The organism is Leucobacter sp. (assembly GCF_053528595.1).
In genome coordinates, this window is the sequence record NZ_JAIVPF010000054.1 from 47,457 (window position 1) to 68,364 (window position 20,908).

Here is a 20,908-nt window from a genome sequence, read left to right on the forward strand (position 1 = left end):
CGCGGGTCAGGCCCGCCGTCGCGCGGCCGCGAGCAGGATCCCGCCCATCGTCAGCAGCCCCGCTGCGGCGGCGATCAGCATCGCGCCGGGCTCGGCGCCCGTGCTCGCCAGCGCCGGCTTCGGCTCGGCCGGGGCGCTCGGCACGACGGGGTCATCGTCGTCGCCGGGAGCCGGGGAGGCCGCGGTCACGGTCAGCTGGATGCTCGCGGCAGCGGGGGCGCAGTTGCCGTCGCTGCTGACGAAGTCGACGACGACGGGATCGTCGCCGGCCGCCTGCGGCTCGTACTCGATCGTTCCGGCGCCGGTGGCGGGGTCCACCGCCGTGCGCCCGACCTCGACGCCGGACCGGCTGAACACCAGTTCCCCGGCGAGGGCCGTATCGCACTCGACGCTCGCGCTCAGCTCGGTCGACTCGCCCACCAGCAGCCGGGCGGGGCTCGCCGCCGCAGAGACGATGGTGCTCGCGGCGGGCGACACGACGAGGGTGTGATCGACCGCCGCGGCGGAGCACACCCCGCCTCGGCCGTCGTAGTCGATCTCGATCGGCAGCGTCCCTGCGGTAGCGGGGGTGAACTCGATCGAGGCCTCCTGCGAGCCCGCGTCGACCGCGGCCGAGCCCAGCACGGACCCGCCCGAGGTGAACGTCACCGTGCCGCCCTCGGCGCCGAACGCGCAGTCGAGCGCGGCGGTGAGCGTCACCGGCTGGCCCACGGTCGCGGCGGTCGCACCCGCCTGGATGCCGGTCGTGTCCTGCGCGAGCTGCCACGTGATGCTCACCCGGCCGTCCCGGCTCGCGTTCTGGCCCAGCGGAGCCTGCGAGAGAGCCTGCGCCGAGTATCCGCTCGCCAGGAACCCGGATCCGCCGCCGCCCGCGACGCCGTTGAAGCCGGAGCCGCTGATCCCGCCGGATCCGCCGCCGCCGCCGTGGTAGCCGCCGCCCGCACCGCTGCCGGAGCCGCCGGGGGCGTTCTCCGCTGAGCCGCCGTCGCCGCCCGCGCCCGGGAGGAAGCCGTCGAGCGGGGCGTACGAGGCCGGCCCCGTGCCGTTCGCGCCCGGAGCGTAGACGCCATCGGTCCCGATGCCGCCCGCGCCGGGACCGCCGAGCGTTCCTCCACCGCCATGGGTGCCGCCGAGGGACCCCTGACCGGCCTGATTCGCTCCGCCGCCGGCACTCCCGTTGCCGCCACCTGCGCCGCCGGATCCACCGCCCGCCACGGCGAACGGGCTCCACGGAGTGTCGTCTCCCGCGAAGAACACGTAGGACCCGCCACCGCCGCCGAGGCCCGCGTAGAGCGGTTCTCCGCCGCCGATCACCGGGCCGCCGTCGCCGCCGCCGCCCCAGCCTCCCCGGGTGTTCTGCCCGCCCTGCCCGACGGCGATCGCGAACTGCGTGCCCGGTGCGATGTCTGCGGGGTCGGTCGTGAACGCCCCTCCGAGCCCGCCGATGAACCAGTGCCCGTATCCCGAGGCGCCCTGCACCTCGAAGCTCAGCTGAGTGGCCCCGGCCGGCACCGTCCACGATTCCACCTCGCCGGTGAACTCGAAGACGACGGAGCAGGCGCCGCTCTCGTCGCAGCCGTCCGGCAGCGCCGCATACGCCGCGGTGGGCGCGGCGACGAGCGCTCCCGCCAGCAGAACGGTTCCGAGCACACCGGCTCCGAGTACGCGCTTCATAGGATCCCCATTCAGTCCCCGCTCCCGATGCCCCTGCGCGCCGAGTCGCGACAGCTCATCATACGACAAGAATGTGGACTCGATCCAACACGGGAGGCGCGGCCCGGATCCGGGTGCCGGGACGCTCCCCGCGCCCGCGTCCCCTAGTGCTCGTGCCGGTAGAGGAACGCGGCCATCGCCTCGCGGGACACACTCGACTTCGGCAGGTACTTCGGCTTCCCGGCGACCTGCTGCACCCCCGTCGAGAGCCCGGTCGCGCGCATCCAGGCGATCTCGTCGTAGAACCGATGGCTCGTCGCCACGTCCGCGAACGGCGACGTGCGCGGTCCGCCGTACCTCGCGCCGTCGAGCCGGTACAGGAACGCCGCCATCGCCTCGCGGGACACACTCGACTTCGGCAGGTACTTCGGCTTCCCGCTGCGCTGCTGCACCCCCGTCGACAGGCCCTCGAAGTACATCCAGGAGATCTCGTCGTAGAACTTGTGGCTCGGAGGCACGTCAGCGAACGGCGACTGCTTCGGCCCCGTGAACCTCGCGCCGTCGAGCCGGTACAGGAACGCCGCCATCGCCTCGCGGGACACACTCGACTTCGGGAGGTACTTCGGCTTCCCGCCGGCCTGCCGCACACCGGTCGACAGGCCCGTTGCATGCATCCAGTTGATCTCGGTGGCGAACTTGTGGGTGTTCGGGACGTCGGCGAACGGGCCCGGGTTCCTGGGCGGCGATGGGCTCTGCCCGCCGAAGCGCAGACTCACCTGCGCGCCGCTCGAGGTCATGGGCCCCACGCTGATCCGCAGATCCGACACGGGGCTCTTGAAGGACTGCCCCTGCGCCAGCGATCCGGAGTAGACGCTCTGGCGCGGATAGGTCTGCAGATAGGTCTCCGGCATGCCCTGCTGGCTGTCGATCCGATAGAGGATCGTCACCCCCGGCGGATACACGGAGTTGAACCCGCTCATCGGCCACACCTGGGTCCCGCTGTAGGTGTTGGCGTCGCGGCCGGTGCCGGATCGGTAGTCGATGTAGAACACCACGTTCTGCGCGTCGGGGACCTTCAGGCTGCGCAATCCGGATCTCGCCGAGCGCGGCTGCAGGGTGAGCGTGGTGTCGCTCCGCACGGTCTGCATCTCTCCGGCACCGAGTATGCCGTGATGCTCGCGGAAGGGCGTGCTCATCGCCGGCAGTCCGCCGATGACGTTGCTCCCCATGACGCCGTACACGTCGCCGTAGACGACCGCCTGACAGGGATTGCCGCAGTACCAGCCGTACTCGTGCCCGAACCCGAGATTGTGCCCGATCTCGTGCGCGAGCGCGCCGGGCCCCGACGCGCCGGTGTAGGCGGCGAGCCGACCCCCGGAGCTGAAGTTCAGCCCCGACGACGCGACGCCGACGCGACCTCCGGACATGCAGGCCTCGGGCACCAGCACGATCAGGTGGTTGGCGCTCGTGGTGAAGTCGACGCTCGGATAGACGACGGTCTGCGCCTCGGTGACGACCGCGTTGAACGCCGCCATATCGACGCTCAGGCCGCACTTGTTCTCGACGGTCGCGCTCGCCGAGTTGTAGGTGTACCAGGCCTCCCACGACATCGTCGCGTTGCCCTCGGACTGCTCCGCCCAGTAGTTCATCGCGTCGACGACGGCCTTCGAGACGACGTCGGCGGCGGGGTGGGCGCCCCGGTTCGCGATCTGGGCGACATACAGGCGGTGATGCGTGGGGGGCGGCCGCCACGACGTCGGGCGGGGTGATCGTCGCATCTGCGAGTTGCACGTCTCCGCCCATCTCCAGCAGCAGCTCGAGCGCCCGTGCCGCACCCGGCGTCTCGGCCGCGATGGTCTCGCCCGGCTCGACGTCGACGCCCGATTCCTCCACCGCTTCGACCACGGGGGCGGGCAGCACGACCTCTCCGACCAGCGCCGCCTCTCTCGGGGGCGGGGAGTCGAAGTCGGTGACGAGGGTGAGCAGCGTGCCGTCGTCGAGCACGAGCACCTGGAACTCCTCCGGTTCGCGCACCTGCGCGTCCTGCGCCGGCTCCGCGATCATCGTCTGCACGACACCGCTGACCTCGACGGTGACCGCGTTGCGCGACGCGGCGCCGGCGTTCCCCTCGCCGCCTTCGTGCGGTTGCCCCGCGTCGCGCGGAACCTCGCCCTCCGGCCCCGCCGGTGACCCGTCGCCCTCACCCGGCTCGAGCGGCGGATCCTCCGGGGCGGGCGCGGGTTCCTCCACGGCGGGCGGGGACTCCTCGGCGACCGGAGGCGGCTCATCCCCCTCGGCGGGCCCGGGGCCCGCGGGTTCGCCGGACTCACTCCCCTCGACCGTTCGAGGCTGCGGGGGCGGGTCGTCCGCCCCCTCGTCGGGTCCGGTCACGATTCCGTCTTCGTGTCCGGCTTCCTCTCCGGGCGGACCCCCGACGGTGATCCATGGTTCGGCTCCCGCCGGGATCGCCGCCGCCGATACCAGGGAGATCCCCAGCACGAATGCCCCCAGCCCCATGACGATCTTGCTCGCTCCAGCAGGCATGAGCCCAGCCTCTCTATCCGGTCGGAGAAAGCGGCCATCGCCTCGCGCGATGCACACGCCTTCCGGAGAGCGGGCGCCTCACCCGTTCTCGGTTCCCCTGATAGATCGCACTGCGGAGCGCAATCGGCCGATTCCTCGCTCCCAACGATGCACGGCCCGCGCATCTGCGGGAGCACGGCGACGCCGAGGCCCGATGGCCCTCACCGACACCGTGCGGGTCGCGATCCGCGGCCCCGCCCGCGCACCGACGGGCAGGACGGGACCCGGCAGGCCGAAGGCGGGCGCTGGAGGCGGTGGCGGGAGCGCAGCGGCGACGGCAATCCCCCTATGCGTTCCATCCGGCATAGTCGGCCTCTCGCAGTCGCACCGCAACTGGTCCGCGTCACGGCTCTGTGGCGCGGCTTAGGCACAAATATAGGCCCGAGTCCATCGCTTGGCAACAGCGGGCGCGCGCCCGGCGGCCGGGCCTCGTGCAGGTCCGTGGACGCGCATCGGGGCCGATCGCCCGAAAGCGATCGGCCCCGATGACCGGCGGCGCGTGTACAGCTGAGCGAATGCCTGCCGCAGTGGCGGCAGCGCAGCATTCGCCTGTAAACGCCTGCAGCAGTAGCCGCAGCGCCTCAGATGCGAAACGCTGGCGCGTTTCGCCCTGAATCTGAGGCGCGTTTACAGCTCTGAGAATGCTGCGCGCAACAGCTCGGCGGTCTCGGTGGGGGTCTTGCCCACCTTGACGCCGGCGGCCTCGAGGGCCTCCTTCTTGGCCTGCGCGGTGCCCGCCGAGCCCGAGACGATCGCGCCGGCGTGGCCCATCGTCTTGCCCTCGGGTGCGGTGAAGCCCGCGACGTAGCCCACGACCGGCTTGGTCACGTTCGCCCGGATGTAGTCGGCCGCACGCTCCTCGGCGTCGCCGCCGATCTCGCCGATCATCACGATCGCCTTCGTCTCGGGATCCGCCTCGAACGCGGCGAGCGCGTCGATGTGCGTGGTGCCGATGATCGGGTCGCCGCCGATGCCGATGGCGGTCGAGAAGCCGAGATCGCGCAGCTCGTACATCATCTGGTAGGTCAGGGTGCCCGACTTCGAGACGAGGCCGATCGGCCCCTTGCCCGTGATCGTGGCGGGGGTGATGCCCGCGAGCGCCTCGCCGGGGGTGATGATGCCCGGGCAGTTCGGGCCGATGATGCGGGTCTTCCCGCCGGTCGCCTTCGCGTGGGCCCAGAGCTCGGCCGAGTCCTTCACGGGCACGCCCTCGGTGATGATGACGAGCAGGCCGATACCGGCGTCGATGGCCTCGATCGCGGCGTCCTTGGTGAAGGCCGGGGGCACGAACGCGACCGACACATCGGCGCCGGTCTCGGCCATCGCCTCGGCGACCGAGGCGAAGACGGGCAGCTCCACCTGGGCGCCGGAGGCGTCGGTGTGCGTCACGGTCGTGCCGGCCTTGCGCGCGTTCACACCGCCGACGATATCGGTGCCCGCCGCGAGCATGCGCGCGGTGTGCTTGGTGCCCTCGCCGCCGGTGATGCCCTGGACGATGACCTTGGAATCCTTGTTCAGGAAGATCGACATGTTTCTTCTCCTACGTCCTTCGTCTCGGGATCAGCGGGCGTTCGCCAGCTCGGCGGCCTTGTCGGCGCCCTCGTCCATGGTGGCGGCCTGCGTCACGAGCGGGTGCGCGGCCTCGTCGAGGATGCGGCGCCCCTCCTCGACGTTGTTGCCGTCGAGGCGCACGACGAGCGGCTTGTTCGCCGCGTCGCCGAGCTTGGCGAGCGCACCCACGATGCCGTTGGCGACCGCGTCGCAGGCGGTGATGCCGCCGAAGACGTTGACGAACACCGACTTCACCTGCGGATCGCCGAGGATCACGTCGAGGCCCGCGGCCATGACCTCCGCCGAGGCGCCGCCGCCGATGTCGAGGAAGTTGGCGGGCTTCACGCCGCCGTGATTCTCTCCCGCGTAGGCGACGACGTCGAGCGTGGACATCACGAGGCCCGCGCCGTTGCCGATCACGCCCACCTCGCCGTCGAGCTTCACGTAGTTGAGATCCTGCGCCTTGGCCTTGGCCTCCAGCGGATCCTCGGCGGCCTTGTCCTCGAGAGCCTCGTGCTCCGGATGACGGAAGTCGGCGTTGGCGTCGAGCGACACCTTGCCGTCGAGCGCGATGATGTCGCCGGCGCCGGTGAGCACGAGCGGATTCACCTCGACGAGCGTCGCGTCCTCACCCGTGTAGACCTCGTAGAGCTTCTGGAAGACCGGCACGACCTTCGCGACGAGCTCCTCCGGGAATCGCGCGGCCCGCGCGATCTCCTCGGCCTTGGCCGCGTCGATGCCCACGAGCGGATCGACCTCGATGCGCGCGAGCGCCTCGGGCTTCTCCACGGCCAGCTGCTCGATCTCCATGCCGCCCTCGACCGAGCAGAGCGACAGGTACGAGCGGTTGGCGCGGTCGAGCAGCACCGAGAAGTAGAACTCCTGCGCGATGTCGGCGCCGGCCGCCACCATCACGCGCTTCACGACGTGGCCCTTGATGTCGAGACCGAGGATCGCCTGCGCGGCCTCGTACGCCTCCTCGGGGCTCTTGGCGACCTTCACGCCGCCGGCCTTGCCGCGGCCGCCGGTCTTCACCTGAGCCTTGACGACGACCACGCCGCCGATCTTCTCCGCCGCGGCGCGCGCCTCCTCAGGCGTGTCGGCGATGAGACCGGCAAGTACCGGCACTCCGTATCGCTCAAAGATGTCTCGTGCCTGGTACTCGTACAGATCCACGTACTGTCCTTCGCTTGTCGGGGTGATCCGAGGCAGAAAAGTGTCTCGATGTCGAGATAAGTCGACCAGTCGGAGATTCTATCACCGCAGGATGTGGCGCAGCGTTCAGCGGCGCTGCTTGCTGCGGTAGAGCTCGGCATCGGCTCGACCCATCGCGACCTCGAGCGTCTCGTCCGGATCCGTCTCGGCAGCACCCCACGACCAGGAGTGGCGCGCCTCGCGCCGCGAGCGCCGCAGCAGCGCCTCCGCCTCGTCGAGTCCGGTCGGCAGCAGCAGCACGAACTCGTCTCCCCCGATGCGCGCCACGATGCCGTTCGAGTGATCCCAGACCCCGCGCATCCCCACCAGTTCGCGCCACGAGCGCGCGGACTCGCTGAGCGCGAGGTCGCCCGACGAGTGCCCGCCCTCCTCGTTCACCCGCCTGAAGTCGTCGAAGTCGATGATCGCGATGGTGACCGGCACGCCCCGCCGGGCAGCGCGCTGCCGCAGCCGCCTCGCCGCGCCGCGCAGCCCGCGGCGGTTGAGCACCCCGGTCAGCGGATCGGTCGCGGCCTGCACGCGCATCTGCTTGCGCACGGCACGGGCACCCCCGAAGGTGAAGACCGAGATCAGCACCGCGTAGGTGATCAGCGTGAGCGGCGATCCGACCCCCTCTCCGAGCGCCGGGTTCCAGATCAGCGTCGCGCAGACGCGCAGCGCGCTCAGCACCATGAAGGGGATCGCGATGTGCGTCGGGAAGAACCATCCGATGTAGAGCGCGGAGAAGGGCAGGGCGAGCAGCGCGTTGATCTCGGCGTGCGTGTGCTGGGAGAACACGAGGAAGTAGGTCGACCACGCCTCGATCACCACCGCCATGAGCAGACCGAGCCGCAGCGTGTACGCCCGTCCGAAGGCGAGGGGTATCGCCGTTCCCAGCGTGTAGAGCGCGAGCCACAGCGACACCATGCCGCGCTGGATGTGCGGGTGCCCCACCACCAGGTCGACGGCGAAGACCAGCGCCAGCAGCAGGGAGATCATCGAGCTCACGAACGAGAACGGGGTCTGCCAGCGCACGAAGCGCGCGCCGAGCTCGCGGACGAGCTCGAGACCGCCCGGCCGGGCGTCCACATCGGCGGAGCGTCTCCTATTCACGCAGCTCACCCCGCTTCAGGTGCTTCTGCTCGTACAGCGCGCGGTCGGCGCGCGCGAGCAGTTCGTCCACGGTGTCGCCCGGCACGGCCTCGGCGATCCCCCACGACCAGGCGTTCGCCGAACCCTGCTGCAGCCGGTCCACCACGACGCCGCACTCCTCGGCGTCGACGCCGAGCAGCAGCAGCACGAACTCGTCGCCGCCGATCCGCCCCACGGCATCGCCCGAGCGCACCTCGTCGCGCCAGGACTCGACGGTCGCGATCAGCGCGGCATCGCCCGCGGCGTGGCCCTGCGCGTCGTTCAGCCGTTTGAAGTCGTCGAAGTCGACGGCCACCACGCAGAAGCCACCGCGCTGGGGAGTCAGCCGCCGCAGCTGCGACTCCAGGCGCTCCATGAAGCCCCGCCGATTGCAGACGCCGGTGAGCGGATCGGTCGCGGAGACCCGCTGCTGGCGCCACCACAGGTAGAAGCCCACCGAGTAGCAGAACAGCAGGCTGAGGATCCCGTGCACCGACACCGGCGCGCCGATGGCCCCCGCGGGCCCCAGCAGAGGATTGTTCACCATGACCGTTCCGAACGCCGCCAGGCTCGCGACGACCAGCGGCACGGCAAGCCGCGGGGGCACGAACCAGCCGAGATAGAACGCGATCACCGGCATCTGCTGCAGCGACGAGATGACCGACTGCGGGTCGTCGGCGAGGCTCAGGAAGTAGGACTGGGCGGCGATGGAGATCAACACGGCGCTGATCCCGATCCACCCCGGCACACCGCTGCCGAAGGCAAAGGTGATGACACCGGCGACGACGCACGCGAGCAGCAGGACCCAGGCGACCCAGGGGTTGACCATGTCCTGATGGAAGACGAGATCGACGACGAGTGTGAGCGCGAGCAGCAATGCTCCGAAGATGAGGTACAGGGAATGCGGATTCTGGCGTCGGAGCTGAAGAGACAGCCAGGCCATCGCGCACTTCCCCTCGTGCCGGATCCGCCCCCTCCGGCTGTTCGTATCCTTAGCGTACACAATCCGTGGAATAAGAGGCTCACGGCCTCTCCGCCAAACCCGGGCGCTGTCCAGATTCTCAGACTCGGCGGGTACTCTTGAGCCGTCGCCGCCCGGGAGCTTCCCGCCAGGCGGTGACGGGAATCGAGCAACTGGTGAACCGCACTGAAGAACCGAAACCGGAGGGCCTCAGGGCGCGCAAGCGCCGGGCCACGGAGAACGCGATCGAGCTGTCGGCCGTCACGCTCGCCCTCGAACTCGGCGTCGAGAACGTCACGGTGGAGGCGATCTGCGAGATGGCGGACATCTCCCGCAGCACCTTCTTCAACTACTTCTCATCGCGCGACTACGCGATCGTGGGGCGGGCCGTGAACATTCCGGAGGGCAGCGAGGCGTTCGCGGTGCTCGACAGCGCTCCCGAGGATCTCGTGCTCGGCATCTTCCGCCTGTACTTCGCCGCGATCGGCCACAACCACGTGAACTCAGATGTGGCGCGTCTGCGCATGCAGCTCATCTCCGAACAGCCGGAGGCCGCCCGCCTCTCCCTGACGACCTTCCTCGAGTCCTCCTATCAGCTCACGGCGACGGCTACGGCGTGGCTGACGGCGCATCCGGAGCACGCGAAGCTGGGCGATCCGCTGCGCGAGGCGACGCTCGCCGTCACCATGGTGAACGGGATCATCGCCGCGCAGATGAACGAGTGGTCCGCCGGCAGCGGCGACACCTCCGCCACCGAGGACGGGGTGCGCCGGATGATGGAGGACTACCGCTCGATCCTCGGCTGAGCCGCGCACGGCCGCCGATCGGGCGGCGGAGCACAGCGATCAGTCGATCTTGGTGATGGGCGACAGCTTCACCAGCAGCTTCCGCTCCCCCACGGAGTCGAAGACGACGTGGGCGATGCGCTTCGAACCGGTTCCGGTGACGCCGGTCACCCGCCCGTCCCCGTACTCGTCGTGCCGGATGCGGTCGCCCGGGCCGAGCTCGAGGTCGCCGTTGTCGCGTGCCGCGCCGCCGATCATGTTCGGGAACCCGCCGCCGGCCGCCTGGGCCTCCTTCGCGAGCCGCTTGCGCTCGCGCCACTTGTCGAGCGCCGACTGCATGTTGCCGCTCGCGGGCTCGCTGACGGCCGCTGAGCCGCTCGATCGGCCGGCGCCGCCCGAGAACGACACGGACGAGTCGACCCCGCGCGAGCGCGATCCCGCACCCCCGAAACCCGAAGCCGCGTTGCGCGGCGCGTTGAGCGCCCGCGACGCCGTGCCCCCTCGGCCCGTGACCTCGCCCGGCGACTGCCGCCAGTCGATGAGCCCCTCGGGGATCTCCTGCAGGAACCGCGAGGGCATGGCGACCGAGATGTCGCCGAAGGTGGCGCGGGTCGAGGCGAGCGTGAGGTAGAGCCGCTCGCGCGCCCGGGTGATGCCCACGTACATGAGGCGGCGCTCCTCGCTGATCCCGCCGACCTCGTCGACGGACATCTGGTGCGGCAGCAGCCCCTCCTCGACGCCCGTGATGAACACCGCCTTGAACTCGAGGCCCTTGGCCGTGTGCATGGTCATGAGCGAGACGGTGCCGCTGGTGTCGTCGAGATCGTCCGCGGCCGCGACGAGGCTGACCTCGGTGAGGAACGCCAGCAGCCCGGCGCCGGGCTGCTTGACGTCGAACTCGCGGGCCACGGCGAGCAGCTCCTCGAGGTTCTCGGCGCGCGCGTCGTCCTGCGGGTCGCGCTTGGCCCGCAGCTTCTCGATCATCTCGGTCTCGTCGAGGATCAGCTTGAGCACGTCGCCCACCGGCGCGGGTTTCGCCTCCTCGCCGGGCACGTCGGTCGCACCCCCGCCCGCCGCCATGCGCGCGGCGCGCATCAGCAGCTCGCCGAGCTCCCGCACCGTGACGCGCAGCTTGGGGCCGAGCTGGGCCACCTCGTCGGCGCGCAGCATCGCGTCGTGGAACGAGATGGCGTGCGTCTCCTGGAAGTTGGCGAGGTGCGCCTCGGCCATCGGGCCGATGCCGCGCTTGGGCGTACCGAGCATGCGCGACCACGCGATCGGGTCGTAGGGGTTCGCGATGCTCGTGAGGTACGCCATCGCGTCCTTGATCTCGGCGCGCTCGTAGAACTTGGTGCCGCCGAGCACGCGGTACGGGATCGCGGACCGGATCAGCAGCTCCTCCAGCGCGCGCGTCTGCGAGTTGGTGCGGTAGAACACCGCGACATCGCTGTAGGCCACGCCCGCTCGGTGCAGATCCTCGATCTCTTCGGCCACGAAGCGCGCCTCGTCGTGCTGCGAGTAGCCCGTGAAGCCGACGATCCTCTCGCCGTCGCCCTCGGTGGTGAAGAGGTTCTTCTCCTGCCGGTCGAAGTTGTTGCCGATGACGGCGTTGGCGGCGGAGAGGATGTTCTGCGTGGAGCGGTAGTTCTGCTCGAGCTTCACGACCTCGGCGCCGCGGAAGTCGCGCTCGAACTCGACGATGTTGCGGATGTCGGCGCCGCGGAAGGCGTAGATCGACTGATCCGAGTCGCCCACGACGGTGAGGCTCGACGCGGGGATGCGCCCGCTCTCGTCGAGCTCCCGCTCGCGCGCCGGGGGCACGAGGCGCTCGACCTGCTCGGGCTCGATCGGCCGGGTCAGCTCGCGGATGAGCGAGTACTGCGCGTGATTGGTGTCCTGGTACTCGTCGACGAGGATGTGGCGGAAGCGGCGCTGATACACCGCGGCGACATCGGGGTGCGCCCGGAAGAGGTGCACGGTCTGCCCGATGAGGTCGTCGAAGTCGAAGGCGTTGGCGCGCCGCAGCTCCTGCTCGTACGTCTTGAAGATCTCGACGAACAGCCGCTCCCGCGGGTCGCTCTCGTTCATGGTCGCCGCGTAGGCGTCGGCGTCGGAGAGCTCGTTCTTGAGCCGCGAGATCTTGGAGCCGGCGTTCGCCGGGGTGAACCCGTAGGTGTCGGCGTCGAGCTCCTTGATGATGCGCTTGAGCAGGGCGCGCGAATCGGCCGAGTCGTAGATGGTGAAGCCCGAGACGTACCCGAACCTCTCGGCCTCGCGGCGCAGGATGCGCACGCACGCCGAGTGGAAGGTCGAGACCCACATGCCCTCGATGCCGGCGCCCAGCAGCCCCTCGAGGCGCTCCCGCATCTCGGCCGCGGCCTTGTTCGTGAAGGTGATGGCGAGGATCTGGCTGGGCCAGGCCTCGCGGTTGCGGATCAGCTGCGCGATGCGATGGGTGAGCACGCGCGTCTTGCCCGATCCCGCACCCGCCACGATCAGCAGCGCGGGGCCGCGCGCGATCACCGCGCGCTCCTGCGCCGGGTTCAGCCCGTCGAGCAGCGGATCGGCGCCGCCGGAACCGCCGCCCAGGCCCGTGTCGAAGCCGCCGATCGGAGCTCCGGGCTCCAGAAGTTCAAAATCGCTCATCGTCCCTCAAGTCTAGGCGGCGCCCCTGACATTCGCGGAGCCGGCGGCGATCCCGCGACGCGCACCGGGGATCGGCAGGACCGGGGCCGCCGGGGCTCGCACGACGAGCACCGCTATGCGGAAGAATGGAGGAATGTCTGCTCAGCGCCCCACCGTGCTCGTCTTCGCGACGGGCGGCACCATCGGCATGCACGAGACCGACGGCGGCCTGGCACCGGATCCCGACTTCCCCGAGGTGCTCGAGCGCATGGTCGCCGGAATCTGCGACCCGCTCGGCATCGAGGCGCGCATCAACCATCTGCTGCCCGCCATCGACAGCGCCAACGCCGACGCCGAGACGGCCCCGCGCATCGCCCGCGCCATCAGCGCCCGCGTGCGCACGCACCGCCCGCGCGGCGTGGTGATCCTGCACGGCACCGACACCCTCGCCTACTCCGCAGCCAGGCTCGCCTTCGAGCTGTCCGGCATCGGCAGCCCGGTGATCGTCACCGGCAGCCAGCTGCCGCACGGCGCCCCGGGCACCGACGCCGTCGACAACCTGAGCCTCGCCATCCGCGCGTCGGTCAGGGCGGCTCCCGGGGCGCCCGTGTCGATCGCGTTCGGGGGCTCCATCCTGCCCGCCGTGCGGGCGACGAAGCACGACACCGTCTCGCTCGCCGCGTTCCGCGCCGAGCGCTCCCTGGCCCCGCGGCCGATGGGTGTCCCCGCACCCCCGGTCGCGCAGGACTCCCCCGCCGCACCCGCCCGCGTGCTCTCCTTCCGCTTCACGCCCGCGGTCACCGCGGAGGACCTCCGGGCCGCGGTCGGCGCGCGCCCCGACGGACTGGTGCTCGAGTGCTACGGCAGCGGCAACGCGCCGGTGACGCGGCCGGGCATGCTCGGCACGCTGCGAGAGCTCTGCGCGACCCTCCCGGTGGTCGCGGTCACGCAGTGCGCCACCGGCGGCGTCGACCTGACGCGCTACGCCGTGGGCCGGGAACTGGCGGCCGCCGGCGTGATCGACGGATCGGACCTCACGGTCGAGGCCGCGACCGCGAAGCTCGGCTTCCTGCTCGATCGCGGGCACGGGGGCGAGGATCTGCGCGACGCCATGGAGCGCAACCTGGTCGGCGAGCGCGCCTGAGCCGCCCGCGCGCCCCGTTCCGCCCGAGATCCCGATTTCCGCCGCATCCCGGCGGGATTCGCGACGGAAATCGGGATCTCGCGAGCGCAGGATCTCGCGAACGCAGGATCTCGGGAACGCGGGATCTGGATCGAGGTCGGGACGGGATGCGGGCGCGCGGCGAGGGCGGCGGCGTCCCTCACCCTCCGGCGACGCGACGCGCGAGGGCGGCCGCCCGGCGCACCGCGTCGCCGTCGCCCGCGGCGGTCCCGCCGGCGATCCAGTCCCGCATGAGGTAGTGCACGACCCCCATGGCGAGCGAGACGATCATCCGGGCCTCGTCGTCGAGCTCCGGGTCGGCGGCGCGCGAGGGTCCGTCGCCGATGAGCCGGGCGCGGACGAGGTCGACGATGGAGTTCTGCGCCTCCTCCATCCGGGCGAACTCCTTCATCGCGAGCGACGGGTTCTCCCGCAGGATCCGGTGCCGCTTGCGGAGCGTGTCCGGGCCGGCCCCGCCGAGGTCGGCCAAGCCCTCGACGAGGGTGCCGATGAGATCCTCCAGCGGCGACCCGCCGAGGCCCCGCGCGTAGGCCTCCCGGCGCTCGGCTCCGGGAAGCGGCGGATCGATCCCGAGCACCGCGCGCTCCTTGGAGCCCGCGTAGTTGAAGAAGGTGCGCGGCGAGATCATCGCGTATTCGCAGATCATCTCCACGGTCACGTGCTCGTAGCCGTGCTCGAGGGCGAGCTCCAGCGCGCCCCGCTCGATCGCCGCCTGCGTCGCACGGCGCTTGCGCTCCCGCAGTCCCCCGGTCTCCCGCTCGCTCATCGATCCATTGTCACTCATGCCCCGGCGCGTCGGTCACTCGTACCGCAGCGCGTCGATGGGGTGCTGCCTGGCCGCCCGGCGAGCCGGAAGCGTCCCCGCGAGGAAGGCGATCGCCATCACCACGAGGATCACCGTGACGATCGAAGCGGGCTCGAACAGCATGATCTGCAGGCCGGGGAGCCCCGAGAGCACCGAGTTCGCGAGGGCGGAGCTGATCGCGGATCCCGCGAGGATCGCGATCCCGGCCCCGAGCGCGCTGCCGAGGAACCCGATGAACACCGCCTCGCCGCTGAACAGTGCGAACACCCTGCCGCTGCCCATGCCCATCGCCTTCATCAGGCCGATCTCGCGCGTGCGCTCCTGCACGCTCATCAGCAGCGTGTTGACGATGCCGAACCCGGCGGCGATCAGCGCGATCACCGCGAACGCGTTCAGCACTCCGATGATGCCGGCGATCACGGTCTGGAACTGGCCGATCTGATCCGCCGTCGTCTGCGCGAGGAAGCCCTCGTCGGCGAGATCCGCCTTGATCGCGGCGATCTCTTCGTCGTCGGCGTCCGCGTCGAAGAAGGCCGCAGCGGCCACGTATCCGACGGGCGCATCCACGACGCGCCCGATCTCCTGCGCCGAGACGAGCTCGTCCGTCAGGTGCGCGTTGACGCTCGCCCCCACGCTGAGCAGGGAGGCGTTCTGCACACCCGCGACCGTGGCGGGCACCTCGTGCTGCTCGCCCACGGCGTCCGTGACGCCGAGCACGACCTCCGCGCCGACGGCGGCCTCGGCGTCGGCGAAGCCGAGCGCCTCGAGGAAGCCGTCCGGGAGCAGGATCTCGCTGCGGGCGTCGGGGGTCAGCGGATCCCCGGCCGCCAGATCGGGCACCGTCGCCGCCGACATCGGGTTCAGCGAGATCTCGAAGCGGTCGCCGTCGTCGACGGCGATGAAGTCGGCGCTCACGAACACGGTCGGATCGACGCGGAGCACCCCGTCCACGGCTTCGATCGCGGCGATGTCATCGGCGGTGAGGGGGTCGCCGAAGCCCGTCGCCGCGCCGCCAGGGAACCCGCTGCCGGCGGTCGCCTTCTCGGGATCGTAGGGCGTCGGCCCGTCGTCGGCGGCGAGCGCGTCCTCATCGGGCGCGCTCGTGACGCTCAGCACGCCCTCGGCGCCGATCGCGCCGAGCTGGCTGTCGATGTAGCTGGAGATGCCGGCGCCGATGGCGCTGGTGATGGTCAGCGTGAACGCGCCGATGAAGATCGCGATCACCGTCAGCGACGTGCGCAGCTTGCTGCGGAACGTGTTCTGCACCGCGCTCCCGAGGACGTCTCCGAGCCTCATGCGGACACCTCCTCGCCGCGACCGTGCGCGTTCGGAGGCGGCGGGGCATCGATCTCCAGCCCGTCGCGCAGGTAGATCTGCCGGTCGCAGCGCGCCGCCAGCTCGGGATCGTGGGTCACGATCACGAGTGTGATCCCCTGCTCGCGGTTGAGGGCGAAGAGGATGTCCTCCACGATCTCGCCCGTCGCGGTGTCGAGGTTGCCCGTCGGCTCGTCGGCGAAGATGACCTTCGGGTTGTTCACGAGGGCCCGGGCGATCACGACGCGCTGCTTCTGCCCGCCCGACAGGGCCGTCGCCCGGTTCTTCGCCTTGTCGTCGAGCTCCAGCGCCCGCAGAGCGGCCATGCCGCGCTCCGTCCGCTCCCGGGCGCCGACGCCGGCGATCTTCAGCGGGAGCACGACGTTGTCGAGCACGGTCGCGTTCGGGATCAGGAAGAACTGCTGGAAGACGAACCCGAAGTCGCGGTTGCGCAGGCGGTTGACCTCGCGACCGCGCAGTCCTGCGGCGTCCGTCCCCTCCACCAGCACCGCCCCTCGATCCGGCTCGTCCAGCAGGGCGAGGATGTGCATCAGCGTGGACTTCCCCGATCCGCTCTTGCCGACGATCGCGACGGATTCGCCCTCGCGCACGGCGAGCGAGACCCCCTTGAGGGCGTGGAATCGACTCGCGCCGTTCCCGTAGGACTTCTCGATATCCACGGCATCGAGGACGGTGGTGGGCATACGGGCTCCGCTCATTCTTGCAGTCATGCAATTTAGCACTACTGCAAAAATACCTCGTGGGCCGGCTCGCCGGCTGAGTACGGACTGTGACCTCGCCCGGATACGGGTCCTGCGACGGAGGCCGCTACGCCTGCGCCTCGCGGATCGCGACCCCCAGATCCGGGTGATCCACGAAGATCCCGTCGACCCCGGAGCTCAGCACCATGCCGAACTCGCCCTGCCAGTCGCCCCACTCGGCACCGCGCAGCGAGGTCTGGAACCGGATGTTGAGGTAGCGGTTCTCGGGGCGGAGCGTCCAGGTGAACACCCGCAGTCCGCGCTCGTGCGCGCGCCGCACCAGCGAGGCGGGGCCGACCGCCCGGCCGAGCGCGTTCGTGCGCAGCAGGTTGGCCTTGGCCACGCTGATGCCGTCGACGCGCGAGGCGAGCAGGTCGAGCCCGGCGTCGCCGCGGTACCAGGCGTAGCTGCGCGCCGGCGCCCCGGCGACCGGCTCGTCGGCCGGGGAGCCGAAGCGCTCCGCGAGGAACACGAGACTCCCCCGCACCCCGGCGGCGCGCAGGCGATCCAGCACACCCAGCTCGAAGCACTCGATCACCAGGCGGTCCGGCCGCGCATCCCACCCGGTGGCGGCGAGCTCCTCGAGCAGCAGCGCCCCGATGTCCCACCCGAGCCCCAGATAGTAGGCCGCGTGCTTCACCTCGATCACCGCCCGCACCTCGCGGCCGAGGCGCGCGCTCTGCTCGTCGACGATCGCCAGCACGTCGCGCAGGCGCAGGATCGGCTCCCGGCCGTCGTGGTCGCGGTTCTCGGGCCGAACCCGCCCCAGGCGCTCCCGGCATCGCAGCGTCGAGAGCTCGGCCCAGGTGAAGTCCTCGGTGAACCAGCCCGTGTGGCGCTTGCCGTCGACCGTCTTCGTGGTGCGCCGGTTCGCGAACTCGGGCCGCTTCGCGACGTCCGTGGTGCCCGAGATCTCGTTCTCGTGCCGCACCACGAGCACGCCGTCGCTCGTGACGACGATGTCCGGCTCGACGGCGTCGGCGCCCAGCTCGCACGCGAGGCGGTACGAGGAGGCGCTGTGCTCCGGGCGGTACCCCGGCGCCCCGCGGTGACCGATGACGAGCGTCGCGGGCTGGTCTGGCATGTCCTCCAGCTTAGAGGCGCGGTTCGGAGCGCGGTTCCGCGTTCACCGGCGGCGAAGTCACAGCCAGGACGAAGCGGGGAGCCGATAGGCTCTGATGCAGACCCATACGCCAGGAAAGGATTCCGACGCATGAGCAATCCGGCACTCAGCAACAACCCGGCTCTCAACGGCAAGACCCTCACCGCCGACGAGCTGCGCCGCATCTACGACCAGCCCGCGGCTCAGACGCAGCGACCCGGAATCGACACCCCGGCGACGGAGGGCGGCTTCGAGCAGCCTCCCGTGATCACTCCGTCCGACAAGCCGATGACCTACGAGAACACCATCTCCAAGACGGTGATGCTGTTCCTCATCGTGCTCGCCTTCGGCGCGGTGGGCTGGTTCATGCCGGTCCTGGCCCTGCCCGCGGCCATCATCGGCCTCGTGCTCGGCCTCGTCAACGCCTTCAAGAAGGAGCCGAGCGTTCCGCTCATCGTGCTCTACGCCGTGTTCCAGGGTGTGTTCCTGGGCGGGATCTCGGGCATCTTCGAGGCCCAGTGGGCGGGTATCGTCTCGCAGGCGATCATCGGCACGCTGTCGGTGTTCGGCGTGACGCTGCTGCTCTTCCGCAGCGGCAAGGTGCGCACCAGCCCGCGCATGACCAAGATCTTCATGGTCGCGATCATCGGCTACGCGGTGTTCTCGCTGATCAACTTCGTGATGGTGATGTTCAACCTCACCGACAGCCCCTGGGGCATGCGCTCGGGCTGGCTCGGCGTGGCGATCGGCGTGCTCGCCGTGCTGCTCGCCGCCTACTCGCTCGTCATGGACTTCGAGCTCATCCAGAACGGCGTCAAGAACCGCGTGCCCGAGAAGTGGGCGTGGTCGGCCGCCTTCGGCCTCATGGTCACGCTGATCTGGCTGTACGTCGAGATCCTGCGCATCCTCGCGATCCTGCGCGGCGACTGACACCCGCTCGAACGCAGATCGAAGGGGTCCGGCTCTGCCGGGTCCCTTCCGTCGTCTCCGGACCGGCGCCCGTCTTGCTGCGCGCAATCGCAGGATCCAGGCGTGTGGATCCTGCGACTCGCTCCGCTCGCGCAGGATGACAGAAGACAGACGCAGTACGCAGAATCCATACGTGCGGATGCCTCGGCTGAGGATCCTGGCTCTTTCCGCGCGCTGGGCGGACTCCTAGGACTGGTCCTTGAGGCGCACGAGGCGCTCATGCCCCGACTCCTCGAGCTCGACGACGTCCGAGCGCGACCGCAGGAAGTCGGAGAACGAGCGGAAACCGAGGGCCTTCTCGCTGAACGAGGGATCCATGCGCCGCATCTGCTGCTTCACCGCGGAGCTGTAGAGCCAGCCCGAGTCGTCCTTGTCCTGGCTCAGCCAGAGCGCGCGGATCAGCAGACCGGTCACGGCGATCTCGGGATCGTCGGCGCTGTCGAGGAGCTCGCCGTCGTCGTCCGCGTCCGTCGAGGACTGCGCCGCCACCTGCTCGGCCTCCTTCGGCGCGGCCGCCCCGCTCCCCTTCCGCTGCCGCTTCGCGGGCTGCTCGCGCTCGATCGCCTCGACGCCGGGAAGCGCGTCGTAGGAGGCGAACTCGTCGCAGGCGGCCGTGAGCGCCTTCGCGGTCGAACCGGCCACGCCGATCCCCACCACGTAGCGCCCGAGTCGTTTGCAGCGCTGGGCCAGCGGCACGTAGTCGGAGTCGCCCGCCACGATCACGACGTGGGTGAGGTCGTCGAGGCGGAACATGTCCTCCACGGCGTCGACGGCGAGGCGGATGTCGGCGCCGTTCTTGGCGTAGGCCGCCGCCGGGAAGAGCTGCACGAGGTCGACCGCGCGGGCGACCAGCTGCGAGCGGTACTCCGAGTTGATGGGCGCCGACCAGTCGGCGTAGGCGCGCGTGAGCACGAGGGTGCCGAACGACGACGCGTAGTCGATGATCGCGCCGACGTCGACGATCGCCGCGCGCAGCCGTGCCGCCGTCTCCGGATCGCCGGGGTTCTCGGCGATCCGCTGCCGGTCGCGGGCGAAGGAGTTGCGCCCGTGCACCCGGTCGTACCAGGAGAGCACGATGTTATCGAAGTCGAGGTAGACCGCTACGCGGCCGTTCTGAGTATCCGGCACGCTCCCAGTCTGCCAGGGTGCGGAGCATCGGGCCACATCGCCGCCCCGTGGGCGCCGTTCCCGACTCCGCGCTCCCGTCGGAGCGGCGCGCGTCGAAGTGGGTGATTTTGGTCGGTGATTTTTGCGGCGGAAGTTGACATCGGGCCGAAAGGCCGGGGTGGAACTGAGATTGACTTTGGTCCACAAGTGTTCTTCGTCTCGCGGTGCTATCACGGGGGTCGCCCGAAGGCGAGAACAAGGGGAATCGGGGAACGCCTCGCGCGTGCGCGCGAGCGGCTGATGAGCGGTTCTCCTCACGCTTGTGCACCCACCCGCCAACAGGCGCATGAAAAGCAGGGAGATAGATATGCGTACCACCATCAAGGCCTACATCGAGGCCGCCAAGGCCCGCAAGGAGAACGGCGAAGAGGGCTTCTCGCTCGTCGAGCTCATCGTCGTCGTCGTGATCCTCGGCGTGCTCGCCGCCGTGGCCATTCCGATCTTCAACGGGATTCAGCAGACCGCTGAGGACAACGCAGCAGAAGCTGCAGCCGCCAACATGGCCTCGCAGGTTGCTGCCGACATCGCAAACGGCGACGCAGCTTCGCTCCCCACGGGCGGCGACTACACCTACGCCTTCGTGGGTGGCACCCCTGCTACCGTCGATGCGATTTGCGTCACGGCGACGAAGGGCAGTTCTTCGAGCAGCGGCAAGGGTCCCGGCTGCTAGCAGACGACGCGGAACCCCGGTGTGATGCGTCACCCACGTGCACCACACCGGGGTGCTCGAACCCGGGAGCAGGAATGAAGCTGACTGCGCATGACGGAGTCTCAGACGAGGGGTTCTCGCTCGTCGAGCTCATCGTCGTCGTGGTGATCCTGGGCATTCTCGCCGCAGTGGCGATCCCGATCCTCAGCGGCATCGAAGACGCCGCCAAGACCAACGCTCTTCGAGCGATCGCTGCGGAAGCCGCCACCGGAGTCGCAGCGGATCTCTCCAACGATCAGACCCCCCGCCTCCTCCCCGACACGGGCTACGCGCTCGCGTGGGAGGGCGACGAACCCACGCAGGTCGACCAGGTCTGCGTGCGGGCCACCCGGCTCGACACCGGCGAATCCGCCGTCTCCGGCCCCGGCTGCACCTAGCGCCGGCAGGGCCGTTCGAGCCCTTCACCCCAGGACCC

18 protein-coding genes are annotated in these 20,908 nt (G+C 70.3%); 6 read left to right on the plus strand and 12 right to left on the minus strand.

Features of this window, described 5'->3' with window-relative positions; genetic code table 11:
- Nucleotides 1-6 precede the first annotated feature (6 nt).
- Both ACWKZU_RS10945 and ACWKZU_RS10950 read right to left on the minus strand, forming a co-directional pair.
- Nucleotides 7-1,650 carry an Ig-like domain-containing protein gene (locus ACWKZU_RS10945; protein WP_449282359.1) on the minus strand — a complete coding sequence of 548 codons (1,644 nt, stop codon included), beginning with the start codon at nt 1,648-1,650 and terminating at the stop codon, nt 7-9.
- Nucleotides 1,651-1,817: 167 nt separating this feature from the next.
- Nucleotides 1,818-3,431, minus strand: a complete 1,614-nt coding sequence (locus tag ACWKZU_RS10950) for a hypothetical protein (RefSeq protein WP_449282360.1) — start codon at nt 3,429-3,431, stop codon at nt 1,818-1,820.
- 7 nt (nt 3,432-3,438) lie between these two features.
- Here ACWKZU_RS10950 and ACWKZU_RS10955 point away from each other — a divergent pair, with 7 nt between their 5' ends.
- Nucleotides 3,439-3,843 carry a hypothetical protein gene (locus ACWKZU_RS10955; protein ID WP_449282361.1) on the plus strand — a complete coding sequence of 135 codons (405 nt, stop codon included), beginning with the start codon at nt 3,439-3,441 and terminating at the stop codon, nt 3,841-3,843.
- Nucleotides 3,844-4,863: 1,020 nt separating this feature from the next.
- Here ACWKZU_RS10955 and sucD read toward each other — a convergent pair.
- From sucD to ACWKZU_RS10975, 4 genes are all read right to left on the minus strand, one after another.
- Nucleotides 4,864-5,766 carry a succinate--CoA ligase subunit alpha gene (gene sucD / locus ACWKZU_RS10960; protein ID WP_449282362.1) on the minus strand — a complete coding sequence of 301 codons (903 nt, stop codon included), beginning with the start codon at nt 5,764-5,766 and terminating at the stop codon, nt 4,864-4,866.
- 30 nt (nt 5,767-5,796) lie between these two features.
- On the minus strand, nt 5,797-6,963 hold the full coding sequence (gene sucC / locus ACWKZU_RS10965) for an ADP-forming succinate--CoA ligase subunit beta (RefSeq protein WP_449282363.1): 1,167 nt from the start codon (nt 6,961-6,963) through the stop codon (nt 5,797-5,799).
- 105 nt (nt 6,964-7,068) lie between these two features.
- A complete protein-coding gene (locus ACWKZU_RS10970) occupies nt 7,069-8,094 on the minus strand; it encodes a GGDEF domain-containing protein (RefSeq protein WP_449282364.1) in 1,026 nt (341 codons plus the stop codon).
- Entirely contained in the window at nt 8,087-9,055 is a 969-nt protein-coding gene (locus ACWKZU_RS10975) for a GGDEF domain-containing protein (RefSeq protein ID WP_449282365.1), read from the minus strand. The genes ACWKZU_RS10970 and ACWKZU_RS10975 overlap by 8 nt, the downstream gene beginning before the upstream one ends.
- Before the next feature lie 194 nt (nt 9,056-9,249).
- Here ACWKZU_RS10975 and ACWKZU_RS10980 point away from each other — a divergent pair, with 194 nt between their 5' ends.
- A complete protein-coding gene (locus tag ACWKZU_RS10980; RefSeq protein WP_449282366.1) occupies nt 9,250-9,879 on the plus strand; it encodes a TetR/AcrR family transcriptional regulator in 630 nt (209 codons plus the stop codon).
- 39 nt (nt 9,880-9,918) lie between these two features.
- Here ACWKZU_RS10980 and ACWKZU_RS10985 read toward each other — a convergent pair whose 3' ends face one another.
- Nucleotides 9,919-12,504, minus strand: coding sequence for an ATP-dependent helicase (locus tag ACWKZU_RS10985; protein WP_449282367.1), 2,586 nt, complete (start codon nt 12,502-12,504; stop codon nt 9,919-9,921).
- Nucleotides 12,505-12,637: 133 nt separating this feature from the next.
- Here ACWKZU_RS10985 and ACWKZU_RS10990 point away from each other — a divergent pair, with 133 nt between their 5' ends.
- Nucleotides 12,638-13,627, plus strand: a complete 990-nt coding sequence (locus tag ACWKZU_RS10990) for an asparaginase (protein ID WP_449282368.1) — start codon at nt 12,638-12,640, stop codon at nt 13,625-13,627.
- Nucleotides 13,628-13,805: 178 nt separating this feature from the next.
- Here ACWKZU_RS10990 and ACWKZU_RS10995 read toward each other — a convergent pair whose 3' ends face one another.
- From ACWKZU_RS10995 to ACWKZU_RS11010, 4 genes are all read right to left on the minus strand, one after another.
- The gene (locus tag ACWKZU_RS10995; protein ID WP_449282369.1) at nt 13,806-14,432 is read right to left on the minus strand and encodes a TetR/AcrR family transcriptional regulator; all 627 of its coding nucleotides are present in this window, start codon (nt 14,430-14,432) and stop codon (nt 13,806-13,808) included.
- A gap of 33 nt (nt 14,433-14,465) precedes the next feature.
- Nucleotides 14,466-15,767, minus strand: coding sequence for an ABC transporter permease (locus tag ACWKZU_RS11000; RefSeq protein WP_449282370.1), 1,302 nt, complete (start codon nt 15,765-15,767; stop codon nt 14,466-14,468).
- On the minus strand, nt 15,764-16,489 hold the full coding sequence (locus ACWKZU_RS11005; RefSeq protein WP_449282371.1) for an ABC transporter ATP-binding protein: 726 nt from the start codon (nt 16,487-16,489) through the stop codon (nt 15,764-15,766). The genes ACWKZU_RS11000 and ACWKZU_RS11005 overlap by 4 nt, the downstream gene beginning before the upstream one ends.
- A gap of 124 nt (nt 16,490-16,613) precedes the next feature.
- Entirely contained in the window at nt 16,614-17,630 is a 1,017-nt protein-coding gene (locus ACWKZU_RS11010) for a glycerophosphodiester phosphodiesterase family protein (protein ID WP_449282372.1), read from the minus strand.
- 129 nt (nt 17,631-17,759) lie between these two features.
- Here ACWKZU_RS11010 and ACWKZU_RS11015 point away from each other — a divergent pair, with 129 nt between their 5' ends.
- The gene (locus ACWKZU_RS11015) at nt 17,760-18,578 is read left to right on the plus strand and encodes a Bax inhibitor-1/YccA family protein (RefSeq protein WP_449282373.1); all 819 of its coding nucleotides are present in this window, start codon (nt 17,760-17,762) and stop codon (nt 18,576-18,578) included.
- Between the two features lie 225 nt (nt 18,579-18,803).
- Here ACWKZU_RS11015 and ACWKZU_RS11020 read toward each other — a convergent pair whose 3' ends face one another.
- Nucleotides 18,804-19,745: an NYN domain-containing protein gene (locus ACWKZU_RS11020; protein ID WP_449282374.1), complete on the minus strand. Its 942-nt coding sequence runs from the start codon at nt 19,743-19,745 to the stop codon at nt 18,804-18,806.
- A gap of 346 nt (nt 19,746-20,091) precedes the next feature.
- Here ACWKZU_RS11020 and ACWKZU_RS11025 point away from each other — a divergent pair, with 346 nt between their 5' ends.
- Both ACWKZU_RS11025 and ACWKZU_RS11030 read left to right on the plus strand, forming a co-directional pair.
- Entirely contained in the window at nt 20,092-20,454 is a 363-nt protein-coding gene (locus ACWKZU_RS11025; RefSeq protein WP_449282375.1) for a prepilin-type N-terminal cleavage/methylation domain-containing protein, read from the plus strand.
- A 74-nt stretch (nt 20,455-20,528) separates the two neighbouring features.
- Entirely contained in the window at nt 20,529-20,870 is a 342-nt protein-coding gene (locus ACWKZU_RS11030) for a prepilin-type N-terminal cleavage/methylation domain-containing protein (RefSeq protein WP_449282376.1), read from the plus strand.
- Nucleotides 20,871-20,908 lie beyond the last annotated feature (38 nt).

Coding starts and splice junctions, on each gene's coding strand:
- ACWKZU_RS11015 (WP_449282373.1), top strand. CDS start 17,760: ATGAGCAATCCGGCACTCAGCAACAACCCGGCTCTCAACGGCAAGACC.
- ACWKZU_RS10950 (WP_449282360.1), bottom strand. CDS start 3,431: ATGCGACGATCACCCCGCCCGACGTCGTGGCGGCCGCCCCCCACGCAT.
- sucD (WP_449282362.1), bottom strand. CDS start 5,766: ATGTCGATCTTCCTGAACAAGGATTCCAAGGTCATCGTCCAGGGCATC.
- ACWKZU_RS11010 (WP_449282372.1), bottom strand. CDS start 17,630: ATGCCAGACCAGCCCGCGACGCTCGTCATCGGTCACCGCGGGGCGCCG.
- ACWKZU_RS10985 (WP_449282367.1), bottom strand. CDS start 12,504: ATGAGCGATTTTGAACTTCTGGAGCCCGGAGCTCCGATCGGCGGCTTC.
- ACWKZU_RS10990 (WP_449282368.1), top strand. CDS start 12,638: ATGTCTGCTCAGCGCCCCACCGTGCTCGTCTTCGCGACGGGCGGCACC.
- ACWKZU_RS10995 (WP_449282369.1), bottom strand. CDS start 14,432: ATGAGCGAGCGGGAGACCGGGGGACTGCGGGAGCGCAAGCGCCGTGCG.
- ACWKZU_RS11005 (WP_449282371.1), bottom strand. CDS start 16,489: ATGCCCACCACCGTCCTCGATGCCGTGGATATCGAGAAGTCCTACGGG.
- ACWKZU_RS11000 (WP_449282370.1), bottom strand. CDS start 15,767: ATGAGGCTCGGAGACGTCCTCGGGAGCGCGGTGCAGAACACGTTCCGC.
- ACWKZU_RS11030 (WP_449282376.1), top strand. CDS start 20,529: ATGAAGCTGACTGCGCATGACGGAGTCTCAGACGAGGGGTTCTCGCTC.
- ACWKZU_RS10975 (WP_449282365.1), bottom strand. CDS start 9,055: ATGGCCTGGCTGTCTCTTCAGCTCCGACGCCAGAATCCGCATTCCCTG.
- ACWKZU_RS11025 (WP_449282375.1), top strand. CDS start 20,092: ATGCGTACCACCATCAAGGCCTACATCGAGGCCGCCAAGGCCCGCAAG.